Annotated in this window: 17 protein-coding genes and 1 pseudogene; 3 read left to right on the plus strand and 15 right to left on the minus strand. The window is 59.1% G+C overall.

Features of this window, described 5'->3' with window-relative positions:
• Positions 1 to 3: 3 nt before the first annotated feature.
• From BBAG_RS07150 to BBAG_RS07200, 12 genes are all read right to left on the minus strand, one after another.
• A complete protein-coding gene (locus tag BBAG_RS07150; protein WP_033508966.1) occupies positions 4 to 1,233 on the minus strand; it encodes an ABC transporter permease in 1,230 nt (409 codons plus the stop codon).
• A gap of 28 nt (positions 1,234 to 1,261) precedes the next feature.
• Positions 1,262 to 2,596 carry an ABC transporter permease gene (locus BBAG_RS07155; protein ID WP_003825000.1) on the minus strand — a complete coding sequence of 445 codons (1,335 nt, stop codon included), beginning with the start codon at positions 2,594 to 2,596 and terminating at the stop codon, positions 1,262 to 1,264.
• A gap of 13 nt (positions 2,597 to 2,609) precedes the next feature.
• Positions 2,610 to 3,881, minus strand: a complete 1,272-nt coding sequence (locus BBAG_RS07160) for a DUF2318 domain-containing protein (RefSeq protein ID WP_003825002.1) — start codon at positions 3,879 to 3,881, stop codon at positions 2,610 to 2,612.
• Positions 3,882 to 4,121: 240 nt separating this feature from the next.
• Positions 4,122 to 4,778, minus strand: a complete 657-nt coding sequence (locus BBAG_RS07165; RefSeq protein WP_003825004.1) for an iron transporter — start codon at positions 4,776 to 4,778, stop codon at positions 4,122 to 4,124.
• A gap of 62 nt (positions 4,779 to 4,840) precedes the next feature.
• Positions 4,841 to 6,592, minus strand: a complete 1,752-nt coding sequence (locus tag BBAG_RS07170) for an FTR1 family iron permease (protein WP_033508936.1) — start codon at positions 6,590 to 6,592, stop codon at positions 4,841 to 4,843.
• A gap of 691 nt (positions 6,593 to 7,283) precedes the next feature.
• Entirely contained in the window at positions 7,284 to 8,264 is a 981-nt protein-coding gene (locus BBAG_RS07175; RefSeq protein ID WP_003825011.1) for an aldo/keto reductase, read from the minus strand.
• Between the two features lie 248 nt (positions 8,265 to 8,512).
• Complete coding sequence (locus BBAG_RS08915) at positions 8,513 to 8,653, minus strand: hypothetical protein (RefSeq protein ID WP_003825014.1); 141 nt, start codon at positions 8,651 to 8,653, stop codon at positions 8,513 to 8,515.
• A 198-nt stretch (positions 8,654 to 8,851) separates the two neighbouring features.
• Positions 8,852 to 9,400, minus strand: a complete 549-nt coding sequence (locus BBAG_RS07180) for an HTH domain-containing protein (RefSeq protein ID WP_003825016.1) — start codon at positions 9,398 to 9,400, stop codon at positions 8,852 to 8,854.
• Positions 9,401 to 9,738: 338 nt separating this feature from the next.
• Positions 9,739 to 11,310, minus strand: coding sequence for an isopeptide-forming domain-containing fimbrial protein (locus BBAG_RS07185; RefSeq protein WP_003825018.1), 1,572 nt, complete (start codon positions 11,308 to 11,310; stop codon positions 9,739 to 9,741).
• Positions 11,311 to 11,456: 146 nt separating this feature from the next.
• Positions 11,457 to 14,933 (minus strand): DUF7604 domain-containing protein, encoded by a 3,477-nt coding sequence (locus BBAG_RS07190; RefSeq protein WP_231855861.1) that lies wholly within the window; start codon positions 14,931 to 14,933, stop codon positions 11,457 to 11,459.
• Positions 14,934 to 15,320: 387 nt separating this feature from the next.
• Positions 15,321 to 16,328 (minus strand): class C sortase, encoded by a 1,008-nt coding sequence (locus BBAG_RS07195; protein WP_231855862.1) that lies wholly within the window; start codon positions 16,326 to 16,328, stop codon positions 15,321 to 15,323.
• Positions 16,329 to 16,333: 5 nt separating this feature from the next.
• Positions 16,334 to 16,825, minus strand: a complete 492-nt coding sequence (locus BBAG_RS07200) for an HTH domain-containing protein (protein ID WP_003825024.1) — start codon at positions 16,823 to 16,825, stop codon at positions 16,334 to 16,336.
• Between the two features lie 280 nt (positions 16,826 to 17,105).
• Here BBAG_RS07200 and BBAG_RS07205 point away from each other — a divergent pair, with 280 nt between their 5' ends.
• A complete protein-coding gene (locus tag BBAG_RS07205; RefSeq protein ID WP_033508968.1) occupies positions 17,106 to 18,563 on the plus strand; it encodes a cation:proton antiporter in 1,458 nt (485 codons plus the stop codon).
• A gap of 379 nt (positions 18,564 to 18,942) precedes the next feature.
• Complete coding sequence (locus BBAG_RS07210; RefSeq protein ID WP_003825028.1) at positions 18,943 to 20,424, plus strand: amino acid permease; 1,482 nt, start codon at positions 18,943 to 18,945, stop codon at positions 20,422 to 20,424.
• 60 nt (positions 20,425 to 20,484) lie between these two features.
• Here the strand turns inward: BBAG_RS07210 and BBAG_RS08535 are convergent.
• Positions 20,485 to 20,595: pseudogene (locus BBAG_RS08535) on the minus strand (AGE family epimerase/isomerase); the annotation flags it as partial.
• Positions 20,596 to 20,735: 140 nt separating this feature from the next.
• Between BBAG_RS08535 and BBAG_RS07215 the strand changes: the two are divergent.
• Complete coding sequence (locus BBAG_RS07215; protein ID WP_003825030.1) at positions 20,736 to 21,749, plus strand: ribose-phosphate diphosphokinase; 1,014 nt, start codon at positions 20,736 to 20,738, stop codon at positions 21,747 to 21,749.
• A gap of 465 nt (positions 21,750 to 22,214) precedes the next feature.
• Here the strand turns inward: BBAG_RS07215 and BBAG_RS07220 are convergent, their stop codons facing one another.
• Both BBAG_RS07220 and BBAG_RS07225 read right to left on the minus strand, forming a co-directional pair.
• Complete coding sequence (locus tag BBAG_RS07220) at positions 22,215 to 24,056, minus strand: ABC transporter ATP-binding protein (protein ID WP_033508939.1); 1,842 nt, start codon at positions 24,054 to 24,056, stop codon at positions 22,215 to 22,217.
• Between the two features lie 13 nt (positions 24,057 to 24,069).
• Positions 24,070 to 25,857 (minus strand): ABC transporter ATP-binding protein, encoded by a 1,788-nt coding sequence (locus tag BBAG_RS07225; RefSeq protein ID WP_003825034.1) that lies wholly within the window; start codon positions 25,855 to 25,857, stop codon positions 24,070 to 24,072.
• Between the last annotated feature and the right edge of the window lie 277 nt (positions 25,858 to 26,134).

Genomic DNA, 26,134 nt, shown 5'->3' on the forward strand with positions numbered 1-26,134 from the left:
GTCTCATTCTTCGCGCAGCACGATGGCCGGGTCGATGCGCGTGGCACGGCGGACCGGCGAAACGGAGGCGAGGACGGCGATCAGCACGCTCAGTACGAGCGATGCCAAGCCGAGTGGCCAGTTGAAGCCGATGGCCCGATCGAACACCATCTGGCATAGCACACGTGCCAGCAGGTAGCCAAGCGCCGTGCCAAGCAGTCCGCCGACCAGACCGTAGATCGCGGATTCCACATAGAACTCGGTGCCGATGGCCTGAGCGGATGCGCCAAGCGCCTTGCGTAGGCCGATCTCGTTGCGACGCTGCGAAACGATCGAACCGATCGTGGTGCCCACGCCGACCAACGTCAATACCAGTACCACCAGCGATACGATCCAGAACAATGTTTGCAGCATGGTGATGATGCGCGTATCGGATGCGGTGATCTTGGTGACGGCCTGCGCTTTCACGCCGGTGTTCGGATTGGCGTTCAGGGATTTCACGATGGCGTCCAGATCGGGGCCGACCGCGTTGACGGAATATTCAATCACGTCCGCGCCGCGACGGGAGCCGGCGAGTTTGGCCACATCGGCGTTCACGGCGTACACGATCTCATCCTCGTTGCCGCCGGTATCCACGATGCCTGCCACGCGGAATTCGGTGCCGCCGGTTTCCATAATGCTGGACGATACGCGACCATCCTGTTTGACGTCGCTCCCGCTTGCCCCAAGCGCCCCCGACGTATCCGACGCACCGCCATTGTCGGAGGCGCGGTAACCGATGGTGATGCGCGAACCGATTTTCACACCGAGCGCATCGGCCACATCACGCCCGAGCATCACGTTGCCGGCGCTCGGCCAGCTGCCGGTGACATTCCAATGCCGGTTCAGCGCCTTCACGCTTGCGGAGTCAATGCCCGCCAATGTGTAGGGCGCGGAGTTGATGCGCACGCTTTCATACCGGTATGCGGCGGATTTCGCATCATGCTCGCCGGAAACCAGCGCGGTGATGTTCTTGACGTCGACGGTACCGATGCCAACGGATTTTTCCGTGGATTCGCGTGGGGTGACGATGAGGTTCGCACCGTAGGCTCGCATTTCCTCATTCATCTGCTGTGGCACCGCAATGCAGACCGCGGCCAGGCAGAACAGGGTCGCAGCGCCTACAAGCACGGCGATCACAGCCATGATCGCGCGGGAGCGTCGACGGAACACCGCGCCCCACAGCATGGTGGCGAACATTTTCCGATTGGTCATCGTTGCACTGCTATTGCCGAATGTACGATCAGCGACCATGAAGCACCTCCGCCGGTTTTAGCCCGAGAATCGAACGAATGGATGAGAACGATGCCAACAGTATGGTGATGGCGAGCAGCACGAACACCAGCACGAACACCATGGGGCGCATGGTGATGCCCGAACCGAACACCACATGCCCCACGATCTGTGCCATGCCGGATCCCAGCAATGCGCCGACCACGGCACCAATCAGCGAGATTACAGCGGTTTCGGCCAGCATGAGGCGCGATACGGCGCCATCTGTCGCGCCAATGGCTTTGAGCAGCGCAAGCTCCGCACCACGTTCTCCGATCGCCGCGGCCATCAGATTCGCCACGGCAATCGCCGCCGCAACAAGCGAAAGCACGGTCATGAGCACCATCACCGCCTGGGTTTTCTGCAATACGTCGCCTTGCAATGCCGCCACCTGACGCACCTGCTTGGCAACGGCGCCCGGGATCACTTCTTCGATCTGGTAGGCGATCGAACTTGGGTAGGCGGTGCAATACCAGGTCTCCCACTCGTCCTGGGTGAGCGCGGCAGGGTTCTTGGCGGCTTTACGGGCAAGGTCGTTGTCTGGTGTGGTGAGCGCCTTGACTTCGATCTTGTCGACGGCATCCGGCAGGTCGGCAAGCTGCTGAGCCGCCGAGGAGGGGATGTACATGCCGTTGTCGTCGGAGTCGCCGGATTCGTAGATGCCGGTGACCTGCACTTTCTGCGTGGTGCGCTGACCGGATGCCGTGGTCTTGTTCAAGGTGATCGTGTCGCCAACCCGCACGCCGAGCCTGCCGGCGAGCGTCTTGCCGACCATGCCTTGAGCACTGTCGTCTTTGGGCCAGCCGCCGTTGATCGTCCACCATGAGCGCATGCCGTTCATACCTGCCACGGTGGATTCGCCGGAATCCATGTGCAGGGTTTTGGCGAACCATGTGCCCACAATCGGCACGTTCGCGGCCTTGCAGGTTTTCGATGCCGAGCCGGAGCAGTCGATGTCGGCATGGATGTTGAGTTCCGGGGCGAAATTCGTAATGTTGAACGCCCAGAAGATCGTCTTGATCTTGGGTGCATCCGATTCCTTGAGGAAGGTTGTCGGATCGGCGCTATCGGATTGCGCGGAGTCGCCGGTGTTGTACAGGTCGCTGACCACGGCGTCGGCCTTGGGCTGCACCACGATGTTCGAACCGTAGGTGGACAGTTCGGCGTTGAGTTTGTCGCCCACGTCGAATACCACGCCGAGCATGGCTACGCTCACCGCGGCGGACAGGCAGACGGTGACGGCGATGAGCAGTCGGCGTTTGAATTGCCGGCTGAACGATCGCATGATCATTCGTATGAAGAACATGACGGCTCCTCACTTACTGGAAGTGCGCCGACAGGGCGTCGAGCACTGAGGTCTGGATGATGATTGCGCCGGGTTTGACCTGATAGTCGAACGGTATGGGATTGCACCCGCCTTTGAAGCCGATGGTGGCGAGATTGATGGCCACATCGCATTTCTTGCAGATGATCTTGCCGTCCTTCTCGTAGTAGCCCGCATCGCCGCAGTTTTCGCAGGCGTCGAGGCCGATGCCGTATGCGCCGCCGTTCTTCTTGATGATGATGAAGCGCATGACGGTGCCGTCTTTGGCTTTGTATTGGAAGCGGTGCAGGTGGCCGTCCGACACTTGGGCGAAGGTGATGGTGGCCACGCCGTTCTTCAGGGAATACTGTTCCGGTGGCGAAAGCGTAATGACTTTCTGCGTTTGCGCCACGCCGTAGGTGAGTGCCACGCTCACGCCGATGATGGCGACGAGACTCCATGCGCCAGCTGCCTTCGCCCGGCGCCCGAATGCCACGTGTGCACGCACGACAGCCTCATTGCTGCCGGCTGTGGGGGTAGTGAAGCCCTTGACGATGGATGCGATGGATGGAATGAGGAATACCACCGCCATGGCGATGGCCATGGCCCGCTGATGGTTGATGCACCATACGAGCAGCAGGAACAGTTCGGTCGGGAAGCTGATGATGCGCTTGGATTGCAGGATCTGCGCAAGATCGGTGAAGTGCGTGGCGAAGAGCAGCGCGATCTGCAGCAATGCGGCAAGGGTGAACGACCAGTGCGGTGTGGTGGAACGCATGGTGCGGAAGATGCATGCGGCCACGATTGCGGTGGCTGCGCCGAGGGCAAAGCCGAGGGCGCGCAGCAACATATCGGAGGTGAAGACCGGGTCGCCCGGCTCTACGAAGATGGTGAGCCTGAGGATGACGTCGGGCAGTGCGCGGAAGGTAGTCGCTGCGATGGCGAGCGCCGTGACGGCGTTGGCGATGTTGAGCCGCGCGGGGTGACTATGCCAGTGCGTGGTGATGGCCCGCGCACGTAGCACGATGATGAATGCCGCGATATCGAGGATGACGCAGCACCATAATGTCGGATAGTTGATGAAGGTGCGCTGGTTGATCACTGCAGTGGCGCGGAGCGTAGCGAATACGACTGCGCCTACGAACCCGACGGTGAAGCCGGCAAGCCGCCAGTATCGGCTTACCGGCTTGTCACGCCCCTCGCCCACGGTGAGCATCACGTTGAGTGCCATGATCAGCAACGCCGGTGCGAGTGTTCCTTGAAGCACCGTCACATACTGCAGTAGCATCGTTCCTCTTATCTATTCGTATGATTCGTATTCGATTCGATACAACATCGCAGGCACGACCGCGTCTTACGCTCCCAACGGCCCGCACATCAACGCTCCCCGGAAAACGCCAGAGGCGGTTTCCCTATATGATGCTCGACCGTAAGCTTGGCCGAACGGCCTTGAGTGTGTCGAGCATCATATAGGGAAACCGCAACAGGGTCACCTACATCTCACAAGAGTGGCAGATATATCCTTTTCTCACCATTCCTGCGGCGTGTAGTTCCAATCCGGGAAGGTCACTTCGAGCGGCTCGGTCCAGAAGCGACCGGTCACGCCGGTTTCCGGATCGACGTGCAGCATCCAGCCCTTCTTTTCCGGGGATTCGATCTTCAGCACGAGCTTGTAGGCGCCGGCCTTGTCGAGCTTGACGTTGGCGCCGTAGTGCGGGCCGTCGGAGGCGTTCATCTGCATGAAGGTGCCGGAGCCGACGGACTCGTTGCTGGTCTTGTCGATGATGTCGTAGTTGACGGTGAGGTCGGGGACGAAGTCGCCCTTGCCGTAGCCGAGCTTGGTGCCTTCCTTGTTGGCGTGGATGTCGGCTTCGAGGTGGAAGCTCGCGTCTGCGGCTTTGAGGCCCATGCCGGAGGGTTCCATGTCAATGGGCTGGAAGTATACGGCGTTGACGGTCAGCGGGCCGACTTCCTGGTCGGAGTGCTTTTCATCGACCTGGATCTCTTCGAAGCCCTTGGAGTCGGACGCTGCGGAATCGTCCTTGGTTTCGGTGGTTTTGGAGGACGAGTCGGCGCTCTTGGTGTTGGATGCGGAGTTGTTGGAGCTGCCGCATGCGGACATGGAGACTGCCATGGAGCCTGCCAGCAGGATGCCGAGCAGTGCGGCGATCTTCTTGTTCTTCATTGTTTCTCTTTCTTGTTGGAGGTATTCCGTTGGGAAATATCGGAAAATCTGGTGGTATGCGGTCAGTCGGCGGCTGCCGTGTTCTGACGCATGTTGTGTTTGCGCACGAAGCCGACCGCGAACAGAACGATGACGGCGATGGCGGCGATCGCCTGGGCGGCGAGGCATTCGACGTACGGGTATAGGCCGATCCAATCGTTGGTGGGTACGCTGCTCAGGTAGTGACCGTCGATGAGGTCGCCTTCGATGAGTGCGTGGATGCCTCCGCCTGCGAAGATGACGACGAGTACAGCCATCAGGATCGAGGTGACGAGGAAGAACGGGCCTATAGGAATCTTCACGGAGGTGAAGCGCAGGATGAGGAAGATGACGAGCAGTACGACTGCTGCGGCGATGCCGCCGATCCACATGCCGTGCGCGTCTTGGCTCATCGAGTAGATGGATTCGTAGAAGATCACGGTTTCGGCGCCTTCGCGGAATACGGCGAGGAAGCTCAGCATGGCGAGCGAGACGATCATGCCGAATCCGACGCTTTCACCGGCGTCGGCTTTGCGCTGCGCACTGGTCACGGCTGTTTCGGTTTTGGTGCGGATGTAACGGTTCCATGCTTCCACGGAGCTTTTGTTGAGCATCCAGTTGCTGGTCCACAGCAACATGAGCATGGCGATGAGCGCGCATACGCCTTCGCTGATTTCCTGGATCGGGCCGGATCCGCCGAATAGGAAGGTGAAGAGTACGGCGATCAGGCCGGAACCGGCGAGGCCTGCGAGCACACCGAGGTAGATCCATTTGGCGAAGCGCTTGTTGCCGGATTTGATGAGGTAGGCGATGACTGCGGCTACGACGAGCAGGGCTTCAAGGCCTTCGCGGATCAGGATAAGGAATGCTTGCCCTGCGGAGCTGGTGATGAGCGTGGTGAGGCCGTTGGTGTTGCCGGCGACGCCACCGTCAAGGGTGGCGGCGTCTTCGACGAGCCAGCTTTTGAGGTCGTCGACAAGCTTCTTGATCTGCTTCTGGCTGCCGCCGTCGCGCATGGTCTTACGGGTCATTTTGAACTGGTATTCGACTTGCGAGACGCGATCGCCGGAGATCACGTTCATCACGTTCTTTTCGAATCCGAGCTTTTCGTAATACTGGTAGTACGCGTTGTTGACGAGGCTGGAGCCTTCCGCGCCCTTGCCGGAGATAGCAGCCTTGTATGCCTTGTCGAGGATAGTGTTCATCTCGCCGGCCACGTCGCCCCAGGTGCGGTCGCCTTTGCCTGTGGACGAGTTCTTTTTGGCGGCATCGAGCTGTTTGCGTTCTTTGGTGGTTTGTGCATCGCGCTGTTTGGCGTAGTCGCGCGGGTTGGCGAGGCTGCCGTTCGCGTCGAGGGTTTGCGCGGTGGCGGTGATGTCGTTGGAGAGAGCGTCGACTTTGCTGGCGATCGTGTCGGCGTTGTTCGGCTGGTAGGCGAGGGTTTCGAGGTCGGTGAATTCCTGGAGGAGGGCTTTCTGCTTGTCTTCGCCGATGGTGCTGTTGACGACTGTGGAGAAGTTGGAGGCGTCGTAATTCATCCAACGTGCGTTCTGGAAGTCGGTGGCGGCCTGATAAGTGTTGCCGGAACGGTAGTCGCTTTCGCCTTGGGCGAGTTGCTTGTTGATGTCTTCGGCGACGGCGTTCCAAGTAGCGTAATCAGCATAACTGCTGCTGGCAGCGAATGCAGCTGAGGTGGTGGAACCGAATGCGAATACGGTGGCGAGTGTGACGAGCATCGCCATGATGATGGCGGCGATTCGGCCGATCATGCGACCTGTGGTATTGCCGGCATCCATAGCTTGGACGTGCCGCTCGTTCACAACGCGAGATGGCATGAGACCTGTTCCTCTCTCTCGGCTCTGCTCCCGATGCGCCTGCATTGCCGTACGCACGTTGCGCATCGGAGCACAATGTAAAACGAAAATTTTTAGAACAACAGTCTTGATTTTTGGAATGGTTTGTTGTAGACCATCACGAAACGGCGTTATTCCGCCATTCCTGTTTTTACCATCTTCGGCGTGTCATCTCACATCGTGGTACGTTCGCAGCATGCTCGCGGGACTCGACGCGCCACGACACAGAAGCAGCCAGATTCCAACGTCGAACACCACGCCACTGGGTGCGAGCGTTGTCAACGCGTTGGCATCAGGAGTATGGATTCTTCCGTTTCGCTCGCACGGCGCATGCCCTGCACCACCGCGTTTCCCAAGGCGCTCGGCACCGGCTTGCTGACCGCCGCGCAAACCACCGTCCGGCCAGCGATGCCTGTCTTCTGGTCGATTGCACCCATCACGCTGCCCATACGCATTCGCGCACGTTCACCGACACAATACCGTTCACCCAACACAAGCGCCAAACACGCGGATTACCCCCGGTAGAGTCCGGTTAGGTTCTGCGTGTCTGGCATAAGGATGGTTCCAAAGCCTTCACGGTTTTGGAACCAAGATCCATTCAGTCAGCAGCTTTGTCTGCCTACGGAATGAGAACTCACGGAATGAGATTTCCGGCGGCCGCGTACAGGTCCCACCAGTCCTGCTTGTCGAGGTCGATGTCCGCGCCGTCGAGCATCTCGCCCAGACGGGTGGGGTTCATAGAGCCGAGCACGATCTGAATCTTGGCCGGATGCCTGAGCACCCATGCGGTGGCGATGGCATTGGCGCTCACGCCGTACTTGGCGGCCTTCTCATCCAGCGCCTTGTTGAGTTCCGGGAAGTGTTCGTTGCCCACGAACGGACCGTATTCCGTGCCGGACTGGAACGGGCTCCACGCCTGAATGGTTATGTGGTGCAGTCGCGAATACGACAGCAGTCCGTCGGAATGGTTTTCCACAACCATGCCTTCGGCGCCGGAATTGGTCATCAGCTCGTCGCTGACCATCTGCGCGTGCATCAGGCCGAACTGCAGCTGGTTGGCCTCAAGCCTCATGGCGGGGTCGCTGCCGAGCCAGGACTGTAGCAGCTCCATCTGCCACGGGTTCACGTTACTCACGCCGAAATGGCGCACTTTGCCGGCTTCATGCAGGGTGGTGAACGCTTCAACGATTTCCTCGGCCTCCATCAGCGTGTCCGGCCTGTGCAGCAACGCGAAGTCCACATAGTCGGTGCCGAGCGCTTCCAACTCCTCGTCCAGCCGCGTGATGAGATGCTTCGCGGAGAAGTCATAACGGGTTGCGTGCACGTTGTTCGGATCGCTGAAATCGATGTTGATGCCGAACTTCGTCTGCAGGAAGATGTCCTCTCGCTTAAGGCCTGCGTCCTGCCATGCGCGGCCAAGCACATGCGAGCTGGCATGGTCGCGATTGACGTTGAATCCGTAGATGTCCGCAGTGTCGAAGAAGTTGACGCCGTGGTCGGCGGCCGTACGCACGACTTTTGCCGCCGCGTCCGGTTCCAGCGCGTCCATGCGCATTACGCCGAGTGCCACTTGCGATGCGGATACCGCGGATTTGCCGATTTCGATTTCTTTCATGATCGCTCCATTTTCCTACGCGATTTTCCAGTGCGTCAAACGGTTGACGTACGTATTACCAGAATACCTTTCGAAACAATTCGAACACGCCTGACCTCGCGCAAATGCACCGCAAAGAACAAACACGCCAAGCATGCGGATCGTCCCGTAAGATTCGGGCGGATGCCGCTTGTTTGGCGTGTTGGATGAGATTTTCCGGCGATTGCGGGCGCCTTCGGCAAATCAACGTCAGCCGATCAGCCCTCCACTCAGTCGATCAGCGTGAACTGGCTGTTGTAGATGTCGGCGTAGAAGCCGTTCCCGGCGAGCAGCTCCTCATGGGTGCCGGGCGCTGGTCTGATGGCACCGCGCGTGGGTGTGGTCGCCTGCCACGAAGCCAATATGATCACTCGCTTGATTCTCGGCGAAGAAGACGCCTGACAGCGAAACGCAAACGCAAGTTGCAATCACAAATCGCAACGAATGACACGACACTAATCGCATAGTAAGGATTAACCATTAATTCAATTCTATCTCGCCTATATATGGCAGACTCCCGAGGTTGACCAATGCTTTCTCGCTTGCGCATGGCATAACGATAGTCTGGGTCAGGTGGTGGCGGCGATTTGGCCGCGCAGTTCGGCGTTCGCGCGCTCCAGTTCGGCGTTCGCGCGCTCCAGTTCGTCGATGCGGCGGGCCTGCTGCTTGATGATGATGCCGGCGGTATCACCGTCGAGCGCGCCGATCGAAACATGCGCGCCGACAGCGCCTTCGGACATAACGGGAACGCTCGAATCCGGAACACCGGACGCCTTATTGCCAAGATTCCGCCTCATCACCAAAGTACGCTTGTACCGTTCAACGAGCCGCGCAATGATCTCGCTGTCATCCAGATAATCGTTGCCGCTTACTGATTTGATGGCGGCGGCCTTCCAACGGGTCACACTGCGTTCGATGCGCTTGTACCCGACCAGATCCGGCGGCAATCCCGCCTCACGGAAGATTTTGGTTGGAGATTCCCCCGCAAGATACCGGATGGTGCACACCTGCTTGAAAGTGTCGGAGTATGTGATACGGTCACGCGTCACATTCGCCACCGCCGGCAACCCTCGCAACAGCTGAATCTCCTCGTCGGTGAACGCCCCGCCGCCACGCATGGCAATGCCTCCCGTCGTGTGTCTTCATTGCCCACTTCTTATGGATATACTTTGCGATTCTATGGCCAGCTTGCCGTACGATACCCTCGTTTTTCCCCTCTCTTCGGAGACCGTCTGCGACTGCCTCGCATCCACGGTTCAGCTTGTTGCAACACGTCGCACCAACCCGCACTACCCCCCCCTCGAAAAACATCCTCATCTGATGCGGATGACACCCCACAGAAGTTCCCGCGGGGCTGGGTCGGATTGTAGGACAGTCGGGTCGCGGGCGCACGCAAAAGGGCCAACCCGGTTGGATTGGCCCCCTGCATAGCTTTTGGCGTTACCGCCTTGTGGGTTTAGTGCATGCGCTGACGGCTCTTAACCACAACGATCACACCGGCACCGGCCAGGAGCAGCGCCACAACGATGAACAGCGTGGTGCCCGCAGCGCCGGTGAGCGGCAGCTGGGTGATGGACTTCACGTTCTTCACGGTGGCAATCTGGTCGTCGGTCGGCAAAGTGACCTGATGGAGGAGATCCTGCTTGAAGGTAACCGTGCCGTTCTCTGCAATGCTCACGTCGAAGATGACCTTGAAGTTCTGGGCGTAGCCGTTTGGAGCATTGGTTTCCCTGACCGTGTAGTCTCCAGCTGCAAGGCCCTTGAACTGCACCAGACCATCAGCGCCGGAGGTGAACACCGTGGCGTTCGTTTGATCGTCAACAGAGGACCAAGCTTTGGATTCAGTATCCTGCTTGAGGAACTTGCCATCCTTCTTCTTGATGACGAACTGCGCGCCGGCCAAAGCGTTGGCATCGTTGTCGACACCAATCTTCTTGAACTGGAAGCCGTAGGTCTTGGATTCGGTCGTGCCTTCGCCGCTGGCGCCACCATTGGTGGTGATCATGGCCTTGTTGTTCACGCTGCCGCCCAAGTCGGTCAGCGCATCCTTGGTGACGGTGCCGGTGTACGACACGACGATGGTCTTGCCAGCCAGGGACTTCGCGCTGGCGAACGTGATGGTCGTAGTGGTGCCGACGGCGGCGCTACCGGTCTGTGTCACCGTGTACAGGCTGCTGTCCACATCCCGGCCGTCGACCTGCACCTTAAAGGTGTTCGTCTCGGCGACCTTCAGGCCCTTGGACGCGGTATCGGTAATGGTGAAGGGATACACATCATAGTTGCCTGCGGAAGCAGGGACGGCCGCGGACACGGTGAAGTCGACGGTGTCGCCGACGTTCACGGTCTTGCCGTTCACGTCCACATTGCCGACCTTGGCGGTCTTGGCTGGCGGGGTGAGCGGGTTCTCGTTCTTCGCATTGAACTGGCCCACAGTGGTGATGTTGCCCTGGCCTGTCACCTTGTCGGCAACGATCGTCAGGTCGGTCAGCCCATTGACGGTGGTGGCCACTACGGCGGGAGTTCCCGTTGTTGCAGTGGTTTCGCCACTCTTGGTGAACGTGTCGGTCACCAGGTACCAGCCTTCGCCACTCACCGCGACCGGCTGGGCCGTGCCCGCCTGCTCCGCGGTCACGGTCAGGCCTGCGCCATCGGCGGTCGGCAGCGGATTGGTCTTGGCCAGTTCCGTGGCGAACTCGCGAATCTGCTCCGCATTGAACGTCGCCACGTATGCGGCCGGATTGTTTTTATATTCCGCCGGAATCGAATCATTACCATTGGCAGTGTCAGCGGCCGCGGTCACGGCGTCCTTCCACGCCTCGACCGTGCTCACCTCAACAGTACCGTTGCCGGCGTTCTCGAACGTGGCGAACCTGTACGGCGTGTACGTGTGGTCTTCCTGCGCATTGTTCACCTGCAGCAACGGGGTCGTCGCGGCGTCATCGGCCTGTGCGCTGGCTGCGCCCAGGGCCATGCCACCGAGCAGCGTCGCAGCGGCGGCGATGCCGGCGAAAAGTTTCCTCATCTTCATGAGAATCCTCTCTTCCTTATTGTTTGATTACTTGTTTCTGCGATCGCGGGAGGCGGGGACCTAACTTGCTCCCGCGATCCGCAAATCTTGGATTATCGGTCGGAACGTCCTCGAGTTGGCAGACGTTCCGACCCCGCACAAACGATTCAGACGAGTCGCTTCTTGCCGTTCCACACACCGGCCGCGCCGATGAGCAGCACCGCAAGCCCGCCGACCACACCGCCGACGAACAGCCACTGACGATCCGTAATCCCGCCCGTCAACGGCAGCGCCGACACTGCGATGTAGTGGTTGGTGAAGGCGACCGGCGTACTGACGCTCTGCGATTCGGAAACCTTCTGGCCGTTGTCGTCCTGCACCTTGGTCACGGACGTTACGGAAGCCGTCCACGCACCGTCATTGTTCTTGGCGACGGTCACCACGACTTTGTATTTCGCCTGTGAATAGTGCAATGCGCTAATCGAGCCGCCGTCTTCCGTCACGTAGTACGTGTAGGTGGCGCCACCAGCGTTGTAGGTAATGTCGCTAAACGCCGCGGAATAGTCGGTCGAATCACGATTCACCGTGACCGTGCATGGCTGCTGATCCTTGCAGCTGGCCGGCAACGGGGCGTTGTCTTCCGCCTCCAACGTGAAGTCGAACTGATCGGAATCCTTCCAATCACGACCGGTCAGATTCTTCCGTACCGAGATTAGGTGCTGCAGTGATACCGTCTTCAGCGTGTTGGTGATGGTCGCATTCAATGTTCCCGCATCGGCATTGGAAGACCACACCATCTTCTTGGTCAAGTCGGCATTGTTACCCGTATAGGTGACGTCATATCGGTCATTACCGGGGGTTTCCACCACGGAATACGTGTAGCCGGGCACCAGATTATTGACCGTTGTGGTCCAATTGTTGGCGGCGTTCAGCGTGATCGGATCACCAACATTCACCGCGGTGCTATCGGCAGAATCTATTGCCTTGCGCTGCAATTGCACCGTCACGGAATCGTTGGCATGCTTGTCGGCACCGTCCGACCATTTCTTGGTGATGTTGATCTTGCCGAGCTTCACCTGCACCACCGGATGCGGATATTCGGCTTCGGTCCTTACACAGGATGTCGCGCCGTTGACCTCGGTGAGCACGCAATAGTTCAGCTTCGCATCCGCGTTGGAATAGTAGCCTTGCTGCCCAGCGGATGCTGCTCCGGTCTGTACGTCTCCCGTATTCGGATAGTTGTTGCCGCTCGCATAGTTGGTATATGCGGCATCGCTTGGCTTGACTTTGAAGGAAACGTCGATGACATCAGTCTTTTCTGCGACAATGCCATCAGTACCGTTGAACGTCACCGTCACGGTGCGATTGCCGGAACTGTCGACACTGTATGTGGCCGCATATCCGCTCGTCAGCTTGATACTGCCGTTCTTCACCGTCACATATTGCGTGATGTCGGTGCCGTTGACGACACCTGCGAACTCGACCGGATCCACCCACTGGGACAAGGTGTCGGTGATGGAGAAGACCCTGATCTTCGCGGACGAGGTGATGCTGGAATAGATCTGGTCGAATGCTTTCGTCAGATTTGCGGCATTCGTGCCGTCAAATTCCTTGCCGTTCACTGCATTGGCTTGTTCGGCGAGATCGGCCATTTTATTAGCATCAGTGGAAGTCTTCACCACATACAGGGCGGCATCTCCACGCCTGTTAGCCTCAGCCAGGGCGGCAGCATAGTTGAAGCCGTAGTCATCGCTACTTCCTGCACCGTACGCGCCATCGGAACCACCATCAGGATTTTCACCCCACGTGTACCGTTGTGCTCGGCAGGACTCCGGGGTCGTATATTCCGGATGAGCAGTCCACCCCCACAACGAATACGAATAACATCCGCTGTACGAAGTCGTACGGTATGTCGGATTGCCATCCGAGAGGAAGATGATGTGCTTCTTCACACCACGGCGACCTCCTTGCATATCGTTTGCCTGCTTGAGCGCGGCCTCCCAGTTGGTGCCGCCATCGGGGTTACCCCTCACGGCGTTGTTGATTTCCGAGACGTTTGTGGTGAACTTCTGCTTGAGAGAAGCTTCAGTGCTGAATGTCACCACCGCCATTTGGACCTGCTGCTCAGGCGGCAACTTCGAATTCGTGCCAGTCAGCAGTTTCTTGGCGAGATCCTTGGCCGCTTTCTGCGCATTGGCGTCGCGGTTGTTTTCATTCATGCTGCCGGACTTGTCCATAACCAGCACAATGTCGGCCGGTGTGGCAGTGGTGACCGTGGATGAGGTGCTATCGCCGGATGCGGTCAGATTCAACGTGTACTGATCACCGTCGCCGCCATCGGTTTTCACGATGCTTTTGTTGTTCGACGGCTTCACATTGGAATTCACGATGGTTACATGACTCGTCTTGCCTACGGTGAACGAGCCGGTTTCGGCATATGCATTATTGCCGCTGCCCTGCTGCGTCATCGGGGAACCGTTCGCGGACACGGTGTAGCCGCTAGAGTCCAACTCCCGCACCTTATACGTGGTGTCGTCGGTGAAATCGTTGGACTGCACGCGGGCGAATTGACCCTTGGCCAGCGTTATCACACCGTTGTCTCCGGTCGACTTATCGGATTGAACGACCTGATTGGTGTACGCATTGTACACGCTGTATTTGCCCCGGTACAGGGTTGAGGAATTGCCGACAAGCAGCTGGAATTGGAACTGTTTGTCCGCGTCGATAGTGCCTAGGGTTTCCTTCTCGATATCGATGGCCTTGGATGGCTTCACCGGCAGATTGAAGCTGATCTTGCAGTTGGAGCCGCCGTTGCCGCGTTCCAGATAGAAGAAGCTCAGATGATGTGTCTCATACGGCTTGGAATTCCACTTCTCTCCCGCATTGGCAAATGCCTCGGTGATTGTTGTGGCAGGAGGGTTTCCATAACGCTGCGTCTTGTCATAGGTGATCTTGCCGGTGGCGAAATTGATCTTGCCACCCAGCGCCTGATGGATACCACCCAAATCAAGCACCAGCACACCATCGATGAACACCCAGACATCATCGTCGCCGGTAAAGTCGAACACCATGTCCTGATTGTTGACCTTGCCGTCTTTCGGCATGTAGAAATCGGCGCCAAGATTCATGCCGAAAGAATATTTATTATCCTTAGTATCGTTTCCAAATGGAGTGAAGCAAGGAGTATCAGTCTGGTTCGCACAATAATTCTGCGGACTCAGATTGAACTTGTTCGATGTCTTGTCATATGCAGCATACTGGGAATCGGCGTCGAAACCGTAATACCCATCCTTGTCCAATGTCAGCAGTCCGCCAGTCGGCGTGTAGTTGGTGACGGCGCTATCAGACTTCCCGCCAAAGAGATAGTCCAATGATTCTGATCCCTTATCAGCCGCCATGGCCGGATAGCCATTTGTCAGGGTTGTCTTCACAATACCGGTGTATGCGCCATTGCCATTACCGACATATCTGTTATACGTTCCTGGACCGCCAACGCTCATGAATTGCAACGCATGATTATTATTGATGGCCTTACGAACGTAATCATGCAATCCCAGGCTGATACCGGCCTGCTGCTCCGAGGTCTGTCCGGCACCATCCGCCATCGCGGCGGAAGTGGTGGCGTAGCCCATGCCGCCGAGCATGGCGATCGCAACGATGACGGCGACTATTCGTTCAGCAAAGCTCCTCTCGGGCTTTGCCTGTTGTATTCGCGCATGCCTCATCTGCTACCTCCCCTTACACACCGTGCGCATGTGCACGATTCACATCTTCATCACCAGTCACGCATCCAGCCGACGCGGATACACTTCCGGCGCTCTAGTCATGAACAGTAAAAGGAAAAGGAAATGGATACATACACCCTAAGCGCGGGAGATTCGGGGGTATGAAATAGCCTCGAAACCAAGTGATAGCAACGTTTCCAGCTATCTGCGCTACCCGAAATTCACATAAGCCCAACGTCCGACGGGGCAATATTATTCACATGTCCGCAACCGTACGGATGTCGCCGCAGCATGCCAACGCAACAGCTAGCCACGTTTCGGCCACCAAGCCGCATGTCTGCGAATATGCCACGGCCGGCTACGCAGCCAGGCAAGCAGCATCCCCGACACGAGCACGCCAGCCGACACCGCAATCGCAATCAATCGCGCGTCCTTCGCCGCATTCCGTTCCTCGGGAACCACTCCAGGAATCGCGGAACGCACCGCCGAAACCAACAACCGGTGGGTATTCACCCCATACGGCGTGCAGGTCATCAGCGTCACCCGGTCCTCGCCGGGCACAATCTTCAGCTTCGAGGTGTCATTCGGTTCGATCACCGAAATGCGATCCACCTTGTAGCCGAGCGTACGGCCCATCACTTCGATGTAGAAGTAGTCGCCGACGCGCATCTCATCCAAGCGCGTGAACATCATCGCCTCGACCAGCCCACGGTGGCCGGTGATCACCGCATGCGTGCTCCGCCCGCCCACCGGCAGGCTGCTGCCATACAGATGTCCGGCTCCGGATGCGAGCGCCGACTGCGACGTGCCATGGTAGATCGGCAGGCGTACGGAGATCTTCGGAATGCGGATGGTTCCCATCACGCCGCTGCCGGAATCGAGCAGGCTTTGATATTCCTTATCTTTGGCGCTGGCGCTATTTGATTCCGCGGCACCGGATTCACTGGACTGCGAGCCGCCCTGCACTTGGGAGAACGGGTCTTGCGCCTCGCCGAGAACCGGCTGTCCTGAAGCCGCAAGCCGCCTGTTATACGCTTTGGCCGCGGCGAACGTCTCATCGGCTTGGGGATAAGGCCAGCCGGCAACCGTCTGCACGGACCGGTTCGACGTATTCCGTAGCTCCCGCGCCGACTGATACTGCAGAAACGTAGGAAACCCGCCGATGCCTATCGCAAGAATGATCAACAGCGCCGCAACCACCCGCATGGCAATGACTTTCCTGCGATCCCTGCGCCACTGCCGCACCTCATCGGCAATGTCGACCGCCTCTTCGAAGGACGGTTCCCGATAGCGCTCCGCCTGCTGTTGCCGCATGTCCGTCACTGGATGAACTTCCGCAGCACGCGTTCCAGCTCGTCGATACGCAACGCCTGTTTGGCGATGAGCAGATCGCATTTGTTGATGGTCAGTTGCGCCTGCGCAAGCTTTGCCGCCATATCCTGCGATTCGTCAGCCGAGGTCAGGCCATCCGTCTCTTCTTCGTGCGCAGCACCTTGCAGTTCGGCGATTGACAAATCGTCTTCAACATCCTGCAGATAGTGGTTCGCGGATCCTTTCCCTTTTCGACGCCCGTCACGTTCCTCCTGCTGCTTCCACCGTGCGATGCACCGCTCCACCCGTTTGTAGCCAATGAATTTCGGGTCGAGTCCCGCTTCACGAAAGATGGCGGATGGCGATTCGCCAGCATTGTATCGGCACATGACTTCGACTTTGAAACGGTCGGTATATCGGATATGGGATGGGCTCACGCTCTTGACCGCCGGAAGACTTGCCAAATACGCGCGCTCTTTAGCGGTGAACTTGTCGATCATCGTGCACCCCCTTGAACTACTTAATCCGCATGATATTGCCATTTCCCCTTCCCTTCCCCTCATGGATTCCCCCAAAAGGCGTCATCGCCCCTCCATGTATGGCAAGACCATCATTCCAAAAATCCAATCGTTCCAATACTGTAAACGTTTGTATTTTTTTGCATTGAGTACCCCCCCCCCCCCACCCCCGGAAAATTCTTCTTTTCGTTACGTCCCTTCTCGCGTGTCATGATTTCACGCAGCATTCGTTCCGTCACATATGCTCACTACGCTCGGTGGTATGACGCAAGAGCTTGTTTCCTTGACCATCATCATGGCGGTGGCGGCCGTCAGCCCCATTGTGGCGCAGCTGATTCCCGGCAAGTTCATTCCGCAGACCGTGCTGCTGCTCGCCGCCGGAGCCGTACTCGGTCCCTACGGATTCGGCGTGATTGAAGTGAACGACGCCGTGAAACTCCTCAGCGAGCTTGGTATGGCGTTCCTGTTCCTTCTCGCCGGCTACGAAATAGACCCCAAGCGGCTTGCCGGACATCAGGGCAAAGTCGGCCTGCTTACATGGGTGGTCACGCTGGGGCTTGCCTGGCTGGTCGTGACATTCCTACCGTTCTTCGCCAAGCAAGGCATCAACGGCGTGGCCACGGTCATCGCGCTCACCACCACCGCGCTCGGCACGCTTATGCCTATTCTCAAGGAACGTGGACTCGAGGGTACCCCCATCGGCGACGCGATCATCTCATACGGCACGTGGGGCGAACTCGGCCCGATCATCGCCATGGCCATCCTGTTATCCACCCGCACCGGCTGGCAGACCATGCTGGTGCTCGGCGCGTTCCTCGCCATTTGCCTTATCTGCGCGACCTTGCCGGCAAAAGCGCGCAAAACCGGCTACCGGATGTACCGTTTCCTTACGGAAAACGCAAACACGTCATCGCAGACGCTGATGCGGCTGACCACGCTCCTGCTCATTTTCCTCGTCACCATTTCCGCACTGTTCGATCTCGACGCGGTGCTCGGCGCGTTCGCAGCGGGCTTCATTCTGCGCTACATCATCCCCGACGGCAGCAAGTCGCTGGAAATGAAACTGGAAGGCGTCGGCTACGGATTCCTCATCCCCGTGTTCTTCGTGGTATCAGGCGCCGCAATCAACGCGAATGCCGTAGCCGGCCGACCCACCCTGCTCGTAGCATTCATCGTCATGCTCATGCTGATTCGTGCGGTGCCGGTATACATCGCCATGTCGATCGACAAACGCAACAATCCGATGTCGTCGCATCACCGCGTCACGGTAGCCCTGTATTGCACGACGGCGCTGCCGATCATCGTCGCCGTCACATCGCTGGCGGTGAAGGTCGGCACCATGCAAAGCGACACCGCGTCGACGTTGGTCGCGGCCGGCGCGATTACGGTGTTCCTGATGCCGCTGCTCGGTTCCGTCACCTACCAGGTAGCCGACGTGCATCCGGTAACCGCGGCACGCGAGATCGCGCACACGCCCTCCGATTGGCGAACGATCGTACGCGAGCATGCGCAGGTGCGCATGCTGCTGCATCATCAGGACCGGCTCAAGCGGATGGCGGAAACACTGGGAATGCTGGAGAAGCGGGATGCCCTTGGCAAGTCTCGGTCCGAGCTCGTCGAACGCGCGCAGCACGAAATCGACCGACAGCTGGAGGAGCTCGGACTGGATCCGCAACGCACCACGCAACTGCCGCACGACTACCGGTATCCGAAGAACTGAGGGCACTAAGTCTATGGACGCCCGGCGTCCGAATCGCCGGAAACGGACATTCGTCATTCCCAAGCCACCGGACTCCAGACCACGCCAGATTATTCCACGGACTTGAGCGAGCTGATCGGATCGATGCGGTCACCAGCTGCACGCTTTCGCTACGGTCGCCGTTCGTCAGGTCGCCCGCTCAGTCGTTCCGCGGCCAACGTAAGACGTTTCCAGCCACTTCCGGCTACAATCGGGAGCGGCGGCCCGCAACAAGGCCAATCGCAGGTGCCGCAAGTGAGGCAAACACAAGCCAGCGCAACCAGTCGCGGAAACGCCACACAAACCACCGAACAAACGCACCGAGCAACATACCAGTCAACAACAGAGAAGAGGAAGACTCATGAGCGACGTCACCGCCGCAAAGAAGCCGCGCGAAACCGACGACGTGCCAGTGCCCGCAACACTACGTAAATCCTTGAAGAACCGCCACATCCAGTTGATCGCATTGGGCGGAGCCATAGGCACCGGCCTGTTCTACGGTTCCAGCGAATCGATCGCACTGGCCGGACCGTCCATTCTGCTGGCCTACCTGATCGGCGGCCTGATCATTTTCCTGATCGTGCGCGCATTGAGCGAAATGGCCGTAGAAGACCCGAAGGCGGGCGCATTCAGCTACTACGCCACACGCTACTGGTCGAAACGCGCCGGCTTCATCTCCGGATGGAACTACTGGTTCAACTACGTGCTGGTGGCCATGGTGGAACTCGCCGTGGTCGGCTCCTTTGTGAACTACTGGTTCCCGAACATCCCCAAATGGGTTTCGGCGGCCGTGTTCCTGGTGGTGATCGCCGCATTGAACCTGATGGGCGTCAGCAAGTTCGGCGAATTCGAATTCTGGTTCGCCATCATCAAGATCGTGGCGGTGATCGCCATGATTCTGGGCGGCCTGTACGTGATCGTCGCCAACGTGCCCACCGCTTCGGGCATTCGCGCAAGCTTCGCGAACTGGTTCACCGTGGACGGCGGATTCCTGCCGCACGGCCTGATGACCCGCAATGCGGACGGCACGTGGACGGGCCTCATGATGGCGTTGGTCGTGGTGATGTTCAGCTTCGGCGGTACCGAACTCATCGGCATCACCGCAGGCGAGACGGAGAATCCGCGTGTCACGATCCCCAAGGCCACCAATGGCATCATCTGGCGTATTCTCGTGTTCTACATCTTCGCGCTCGGCGTGATCATGGCCGTGGTGCCGTGGAGCAAGATCGACGGCAATTCCAGCCCGTTCGTGCAGATCTTCGATTCCGTGGGCGTGCATGCGGCCGCCGGCATCCTCAACTTCGTGTGCCTGACCGCCGTGATGAGCGTCTACAATTCCGGCCTGTACGCCAACTCCCGCATGTTGTATTCGCTGGCCAAGCAGGGCAACGCCCCGGCATACCTGGGCAAGCTGACCAAGCGCGGCGTGCCGGCCGCCGGCGTGATCACCTCCGCCATCATCATCGCCATCGCCGTGGTGGTGGTGTTCGTTTGGCCCGACTTCGCCTTCAACTATCTGATGTCGATCGCCACCATCGCCGCCGCAATCAACTGGACGATGATCATGATCACCGAAATCCACTTCCGCCGCGTGGTGGCCGCGGGCGACGGCCCCGCCGAGCTCAAGGGGCTCAAGGGCAAGGAGGCGCTCGACAAGATCGCGTTCAAGCTGCCGTTCGCACGTGTGATGCCATATATCGTGATCGCGTTCATGGCGCTGGTCGTGGCGCTGATGTGCTTCTCCGCCAGCTACCGTATCGCCGTGGTCGCCGGTGTGATCTGGCTGATCGTGCTGTTCGCGGCCTACGAGCTGCAGAAGCGGTTCTCGCATCAGGCGGCGTGACATGCGGCGCATGGCGCGCAGATGTCGCATGGGCTGGCTGCAACCAGTCGCGCAGCGGAACATCATGGACTGCGTGGCATGGTACAGGTCGGACTTGCCCGGCCGCACGGTACCGATCGGCTGATTGGCGCGATCGAGCTGGTGGAACCATGATCCGTTGACGTGATCCACCGCCGCTCAGCAGCATCCACCGTCCGTCAATCACGCACCTGTACGCATGACAACCCGGCCGCCGACTGCATGACAGGGCTACGGGTACACTGGTGAAGGCTATTTCTTGCTCATGGAACACAAAGGACGGCAGCACAATAATGTCAACGATTCTTGAGGGCACTCCGGATAAACGTATGGCGCTGGTCACGGGCCGCGCATACCCCGAACTGGCCAAGGAAGTCGCAGACTGCCTGGGCACCCAGGTGTTGGAAACCACGGCATACGACTTCGCAAACGGCGAGATGTACGTACGTTATACCGAACCGGTTCGCGGCGCCGACGTGTTCGTGCTGCAATGCCATTACGGCGATATCAACAAGTGGATCATGGAACAGCTCATTATGGTGGATGCGCTCAAGCGCGCCTCGGCACGCACCATCACCGTGGTTGCGCCGTTCATGGGCTATTCGCGCCAAGACAAGAAGCATCAGGGCCGCGAGCCCATCACCGCCCGCCTGGTGTACGACCTGTTCCGCACCGCCGGCGCCAACCGCATCATGACCGTCGACCTGCATGCCGCCCAGGAGCAGGGCTTCTTCGACGCTCCGGTCGACCATCTGACCGCCACCCCAGTGCTCATCGACTATGTGCGCAATCATCTGCCGCTGCCGAACACCACCATCGTCTCCCCCGACGCGGGTCGCATCAAGGTTTCCGAACAGTGGGCCGCCAAGCTTGGTGGACTGCCGCTCGCATTCATCCACAAGACCCGCGACACCACGCGCCCGAACCATGCCGTGGCGCATGGCATCATCGGCGAGGTTGAAGGCCGCGACTGCGTGGTGGTGGACGATATGATCGACACCGCTGGCACGATCTGCGAAGCCGTGCGCACGCTGAAGGACGCCGGCGCCAAGAGCGTGACGCTGGTGGCCACGCACGGTCTGCTGTCAGGCCCTGCCATTGAACGCCTGCGTGATTGCGGCGCACGTGAGATCGTGCTGATGGACACCGTTCCGGTTCCCGAAGAGAAGCGACTGCCGAATATGACCGTGCTGTCCGTGGCGCCGCTGCTGGCCGCTGGCATCCGTTCCGTGTTCGAAGAGGGTTCCGTGGCCACGCTGCTGGAGGGCCTGCCGGACGATATGCGCCCACGCAATATCTACGCCTGATTTTTCGGTTTCATCTTTTACGATCTGTGCAAAACGCCCGCAACCGGTTGATTCGGTTGCGGGCGTTTTGCGTTTCTTATCCCTGTGCGCGGAGCGATGTTCCGGCATCATCCGCAATGGGCCACACTTGCGTGTTCCCCAACGTAGCCACCCCTAGGCATCGCCCATATTGGGCTACGCTTATGCACTCCAGCGTAGCCGTTTACGGAGCCGCCCGAATCCAGCCGCATATATGGTTTCGCGGCACAGCTGACAGGACGGGGCTTCCGCGTGATGCATTCGACACGCTCAAGGCACCGCTACGCGGTCTTCGCAGCACAGCCGCTCACCTCGCCTACAAAGAGCCCACTGGGCTCTTCGCTTCACGGCTCAGCAGCCAAGCCTACGGTCTCACGCATCACGGAAACCCCACCTCTCATAGGCGATCCTTCGAGCCAGCGGGAGCCGCCACTGCGCCAGCATAAACTACTGCGCCAGCGTGAACTGGCTGTTGTAGATGTCGGCGTAGAAGCCGGACTTGGCGAGCAGCTCCTCATGGGTGCCGCGTTCCACGATGTCGCCGCCGTTCATCACCAGAATCATGTCGGCGTCGCGGATGGTGGACAGGCGGTGCGCGATCACGAAGCTCGTGCGGCCCACGGTCAGCGCGTCCATGGCCTTCTGGATCAGCTCCTCGGTACGCGTGTCGACCGACGAGGTCGCCTCGTCGAGGATCAGGATCGGCGCGTCCTCCACCATGGCGCGGGCGATGGTGAGCAGCTGCTTCTGGCCTTGCGATAGCGAGGTCCTGTCGTCCAGCACGGTGTCGTAGCCGTTCGGCAGCGACATGATGTAATGGTGCAGGCCCACGGCCTTGCAGGCGTTGATGATCTGTTCGTCGGTCACGCCGGGCTTCGAGTACGCGATGTTTTCACGTACTGTTCCATGGAACACCCATGTGTCCTGCAGCACCATGGAGAACTGGTCGTGCACGTTCCAGCGCGGCACGGACTTGGTGTCCACGCCATCGATCGAGATCGAGCCGCCGGAGATCTCGTAGAAACGCATGAGCAGGTTCACCATGGTGGTCTTGCCGGCACCGGTCGGGCCGACGATGGCGATCTTCTGGCCGGATTTCACGGAGGCGGAGAAGTCGTTGATGATGGTCTTGCCCGGATCGTAGCCGAAACGCACGTGGCTGAATTCCACGTCGCCGCGCACCTGCTGCGGCTTGCCGTCCACACCGACACCGAGCAGCGCCTGCTTGTCGGATTCGTCGGCCAGTTCCGGCTCGTCGAGGAAGCCGAACACGCGCTCGGAGGCGGCCGCGCAACGCTGCAGGTTCTGGAAGGCCTGCGCGAACTGCGACAGCGGCTGGGTGAACAGGCGGATGTACATCATGAACGCCACGATCACGCCGAATTCGATCTTGCCGTCCATGGCGAGCGCCGCGCCCACCACGCACACGACCACGTAGCCGAAGTTGCCGATGAAGTTCATGAGCGGCATCATCAGGCCGGAGAGGAACTGGCTCTTCCAGCCGGAGACGTACAGGTCGTTGTTGTATTTTTCGAAGCGTGCGATGGAGTCCTCTTCGCCGCAGTAGGCCTTGACCACGGTGTGGCCGGAGTACATCTCCTCCACGTGGCCGTTCACGTCGCCCAGGGCGATCTGCTGCTGGGCGAAGTATTTCTGCGAGACCTTCATGATCAGGCCCATGATGATCAGGCCGAACAGCGCGGAGCCGATGGCGCACAGCGTCATGATCACGTTGTTGTAGAACATCATGATCAGCGCGCCGAAGAACAGCGTGATGGAGGTGATGAGCGAGCCGAGCGACTGGCCGAGCGTCTGGCCGATGGCGTCCACATCGTTGGTGATGCGGCTGAGCACGTCGCCGTAGCTGGTGTTGTCGAAGTATTTGAGCGGCAGCTTGTTGATTTTCACGCTGATCGCTTCGCGCAGCTGCTGTGCGGTGCGCTGTGTCACGTTCGCCATCAGCCAGCTTTGCACGTAGCACAGCACCGCATAGCCCACGTATAGTGCGACGAGCGTCCAGCCGATGCGTGAGACGGCGTCCATATCGATCGAGTTCATCACCGGCTTGCCGTGCACGATGGCCGGCAGGCCCTTGGTGATCTCGTTGGTCATGTCTTTAAGCTTGTCCGGGCCGATGATCTGGCAGATGGTGCCGGCCGCGCCCAGAATCAGCGAAACAACGATCACCGGAATATATCGGCGGCAGAAGCGTACCAGCTTCTTCATCGCACCGCCGAAATTCAGCGGTTTTTCAACGGGGCCACGCCCACGTCCCATTCCTCTTGGCATATCGGTCCTCCTTTCAGTGCTTCAATTCGTCTTCGCTGAGCTGCGATTGCGCGATCTGGCGGTATACGTCGCAGTTGTCGAGCAGTTCCTCATGCGTGCCTTGACCGACCACCTTGCCTTGGTCGAGTACGACGATGCGGTCGGCGTTCATGATGGTACCGATGCGCTGGGCGACGATGAGTTTGGTGGAGTCCTTCGCTTCCTTGGCGAGCGCGTCGCGTACCGCACGGTCGGTTTTGAAGTCGAGCGCGGAGAAGGAGTCGTCGAAGATCAGGATCTCCGGGTGGCGGTAGACGGCGCGGGCGATCGACAGGCGCTGCTTCTGCCCGCCGGATACGTTGGAGCCGCCTTGTGCGATGGAGGATTCGTAGGTGTTGTCTTTCTTTTCTACGAATTCGGTGGCCTGGGCCACTTCGCATGCCTTGCGCACGTTGGCCATATCGGCATCCGTGCCGGCTTCCTCGCTGCCCGACTTGCTGCCCGACTTGTCGCCGTAGCTCACGTTGGAGGCGATGGTGCCTTTGAACAGGAACGACTGCTGCGGTACGTAGCCGATCTTGTCGCGCAGGGCTTTGAGCGTGTAGTCGCGCACGTCCACGCCGTCGACCAGCACCTGGCCTTGTGTGGCATCGTAGAAGCGCGGCACCAGGTTGATGAGTGAGGATTTGCCGGAACCGGTGGAGCCGATGAATGCCACGGTCTGGCCTTTCTTGGCGGTGAAGCTGATGCCTTCGAGCATGGCCTTGCGCGAATCCGGGTAGGTGAAGCTTACGTTGCGGAATTCGATTTCACCCTGCTTGCCGGGTTCGCCTTCGGTGTGTGTGCCATCGGTGATGAGCGGTTTGGTGTCGATTACTTCCAGCACGCGCTGTGCGGACACGTCGGCGCGCGGCCAGAGCACGAATACCATGCTCATAAGCAGGAAGCTCATGATGACCTGCACGGAGTAGCTGGAGAACACGACCATGTTGGCGAAGGTGGTGAGCTTGTCGGTCAGGTCGGCCGCGTCGATGAGGCAGGCGCCGATCCAGTAGACGGCCAGCATAAGTCCGTTCATGATGGTGTTCATCAGCGGCATCATGATGGCCATGGCACGGTTGGTGAACAGCTGGGTGTCGGTGAGTTCCTTGTTGGCCTTGGTGAATTTGGCTTCCTGGTAGTCTTCGGCGTTGTAGGCGCGTACCACGCGCAGACCGGTCAGGTTTTCGCGTGCCACCAGGTTGATGTTGTCGGTCAGGCGCTGCATGGCTTTGAACTTCGGCATGACGAAGAACATGATCACGCAGATGGCGGCCATCAATACCACGACGGCGATGCCGGTGGCGACCGTCCATTCGAAGCCTTTGCCGGCGATCTTGCAGATGGCCCATACGGCCATGATCGGCGATTTGACGATCATCATGAGGCCCATGGTGATGAACATCTGGATCTGCGTGATGTCGTTGGTGGAACGGGTGATGAGCGATGCGGTGGAGAATCTGCTCATTTCGGCCGGGCCGAAGCTTTCCACCTTGTTGAATTCGAGCGAGCGCAGCCGCTGGCTGAATGAGGCGCCCACGCGTGCGGCGATATAGCCGGTGACGATGGCGCAGGCGACGGAGCCGAGCGAGACGAGCAGCATTTTGCCGCCGGCCACCCAGATGTCATGCATTGTGCTGCCGGGGGTTTCCACGAGTGTGGTGATGTCGGACATGTAGTCCGGCAGGGTCAGATCGAGCCAGATCTGCCCTACGATGCTGACCAGTGCTATGAGCATCTGGCCTATCTCCGCTTTGGAGAGGTATCGCATGATGCGAAGCATATGTTTGGTTCCTTCTCTAGAGCTGTTCTTACGACTTCGATTACTTACACCGTAAGTAACTTACACCGTAAGATACTACATCCATAGCCGACTATTTTCTGACAGCGATTTGCGGCATGCGCAACGTTTGCTCCCGCTTCTTTCTCTTCCCTCAAACTACCGACGCCCAGCACCCTCTCACCGTCAACAGCTGAGAAACACCCAAACTACCGACGGTGAGGAACGGCTCAGCGTCAACAGTTTGAGGAGGATGGTGGGCACGTATGGCGCAGGAATC

Source organism: Bifidobacterium angulatum DSM 20098 = JCM 7096 (assembly GCF_001025155.1).
In the GTDB taxonomy this organism is placed as follows: Bacteria; Actinomycetota; Actinomycetes; order Actinomycetales; family Bifidobacteriaceae; genus Bifidobacterium; species Bifidobacterium angulatum.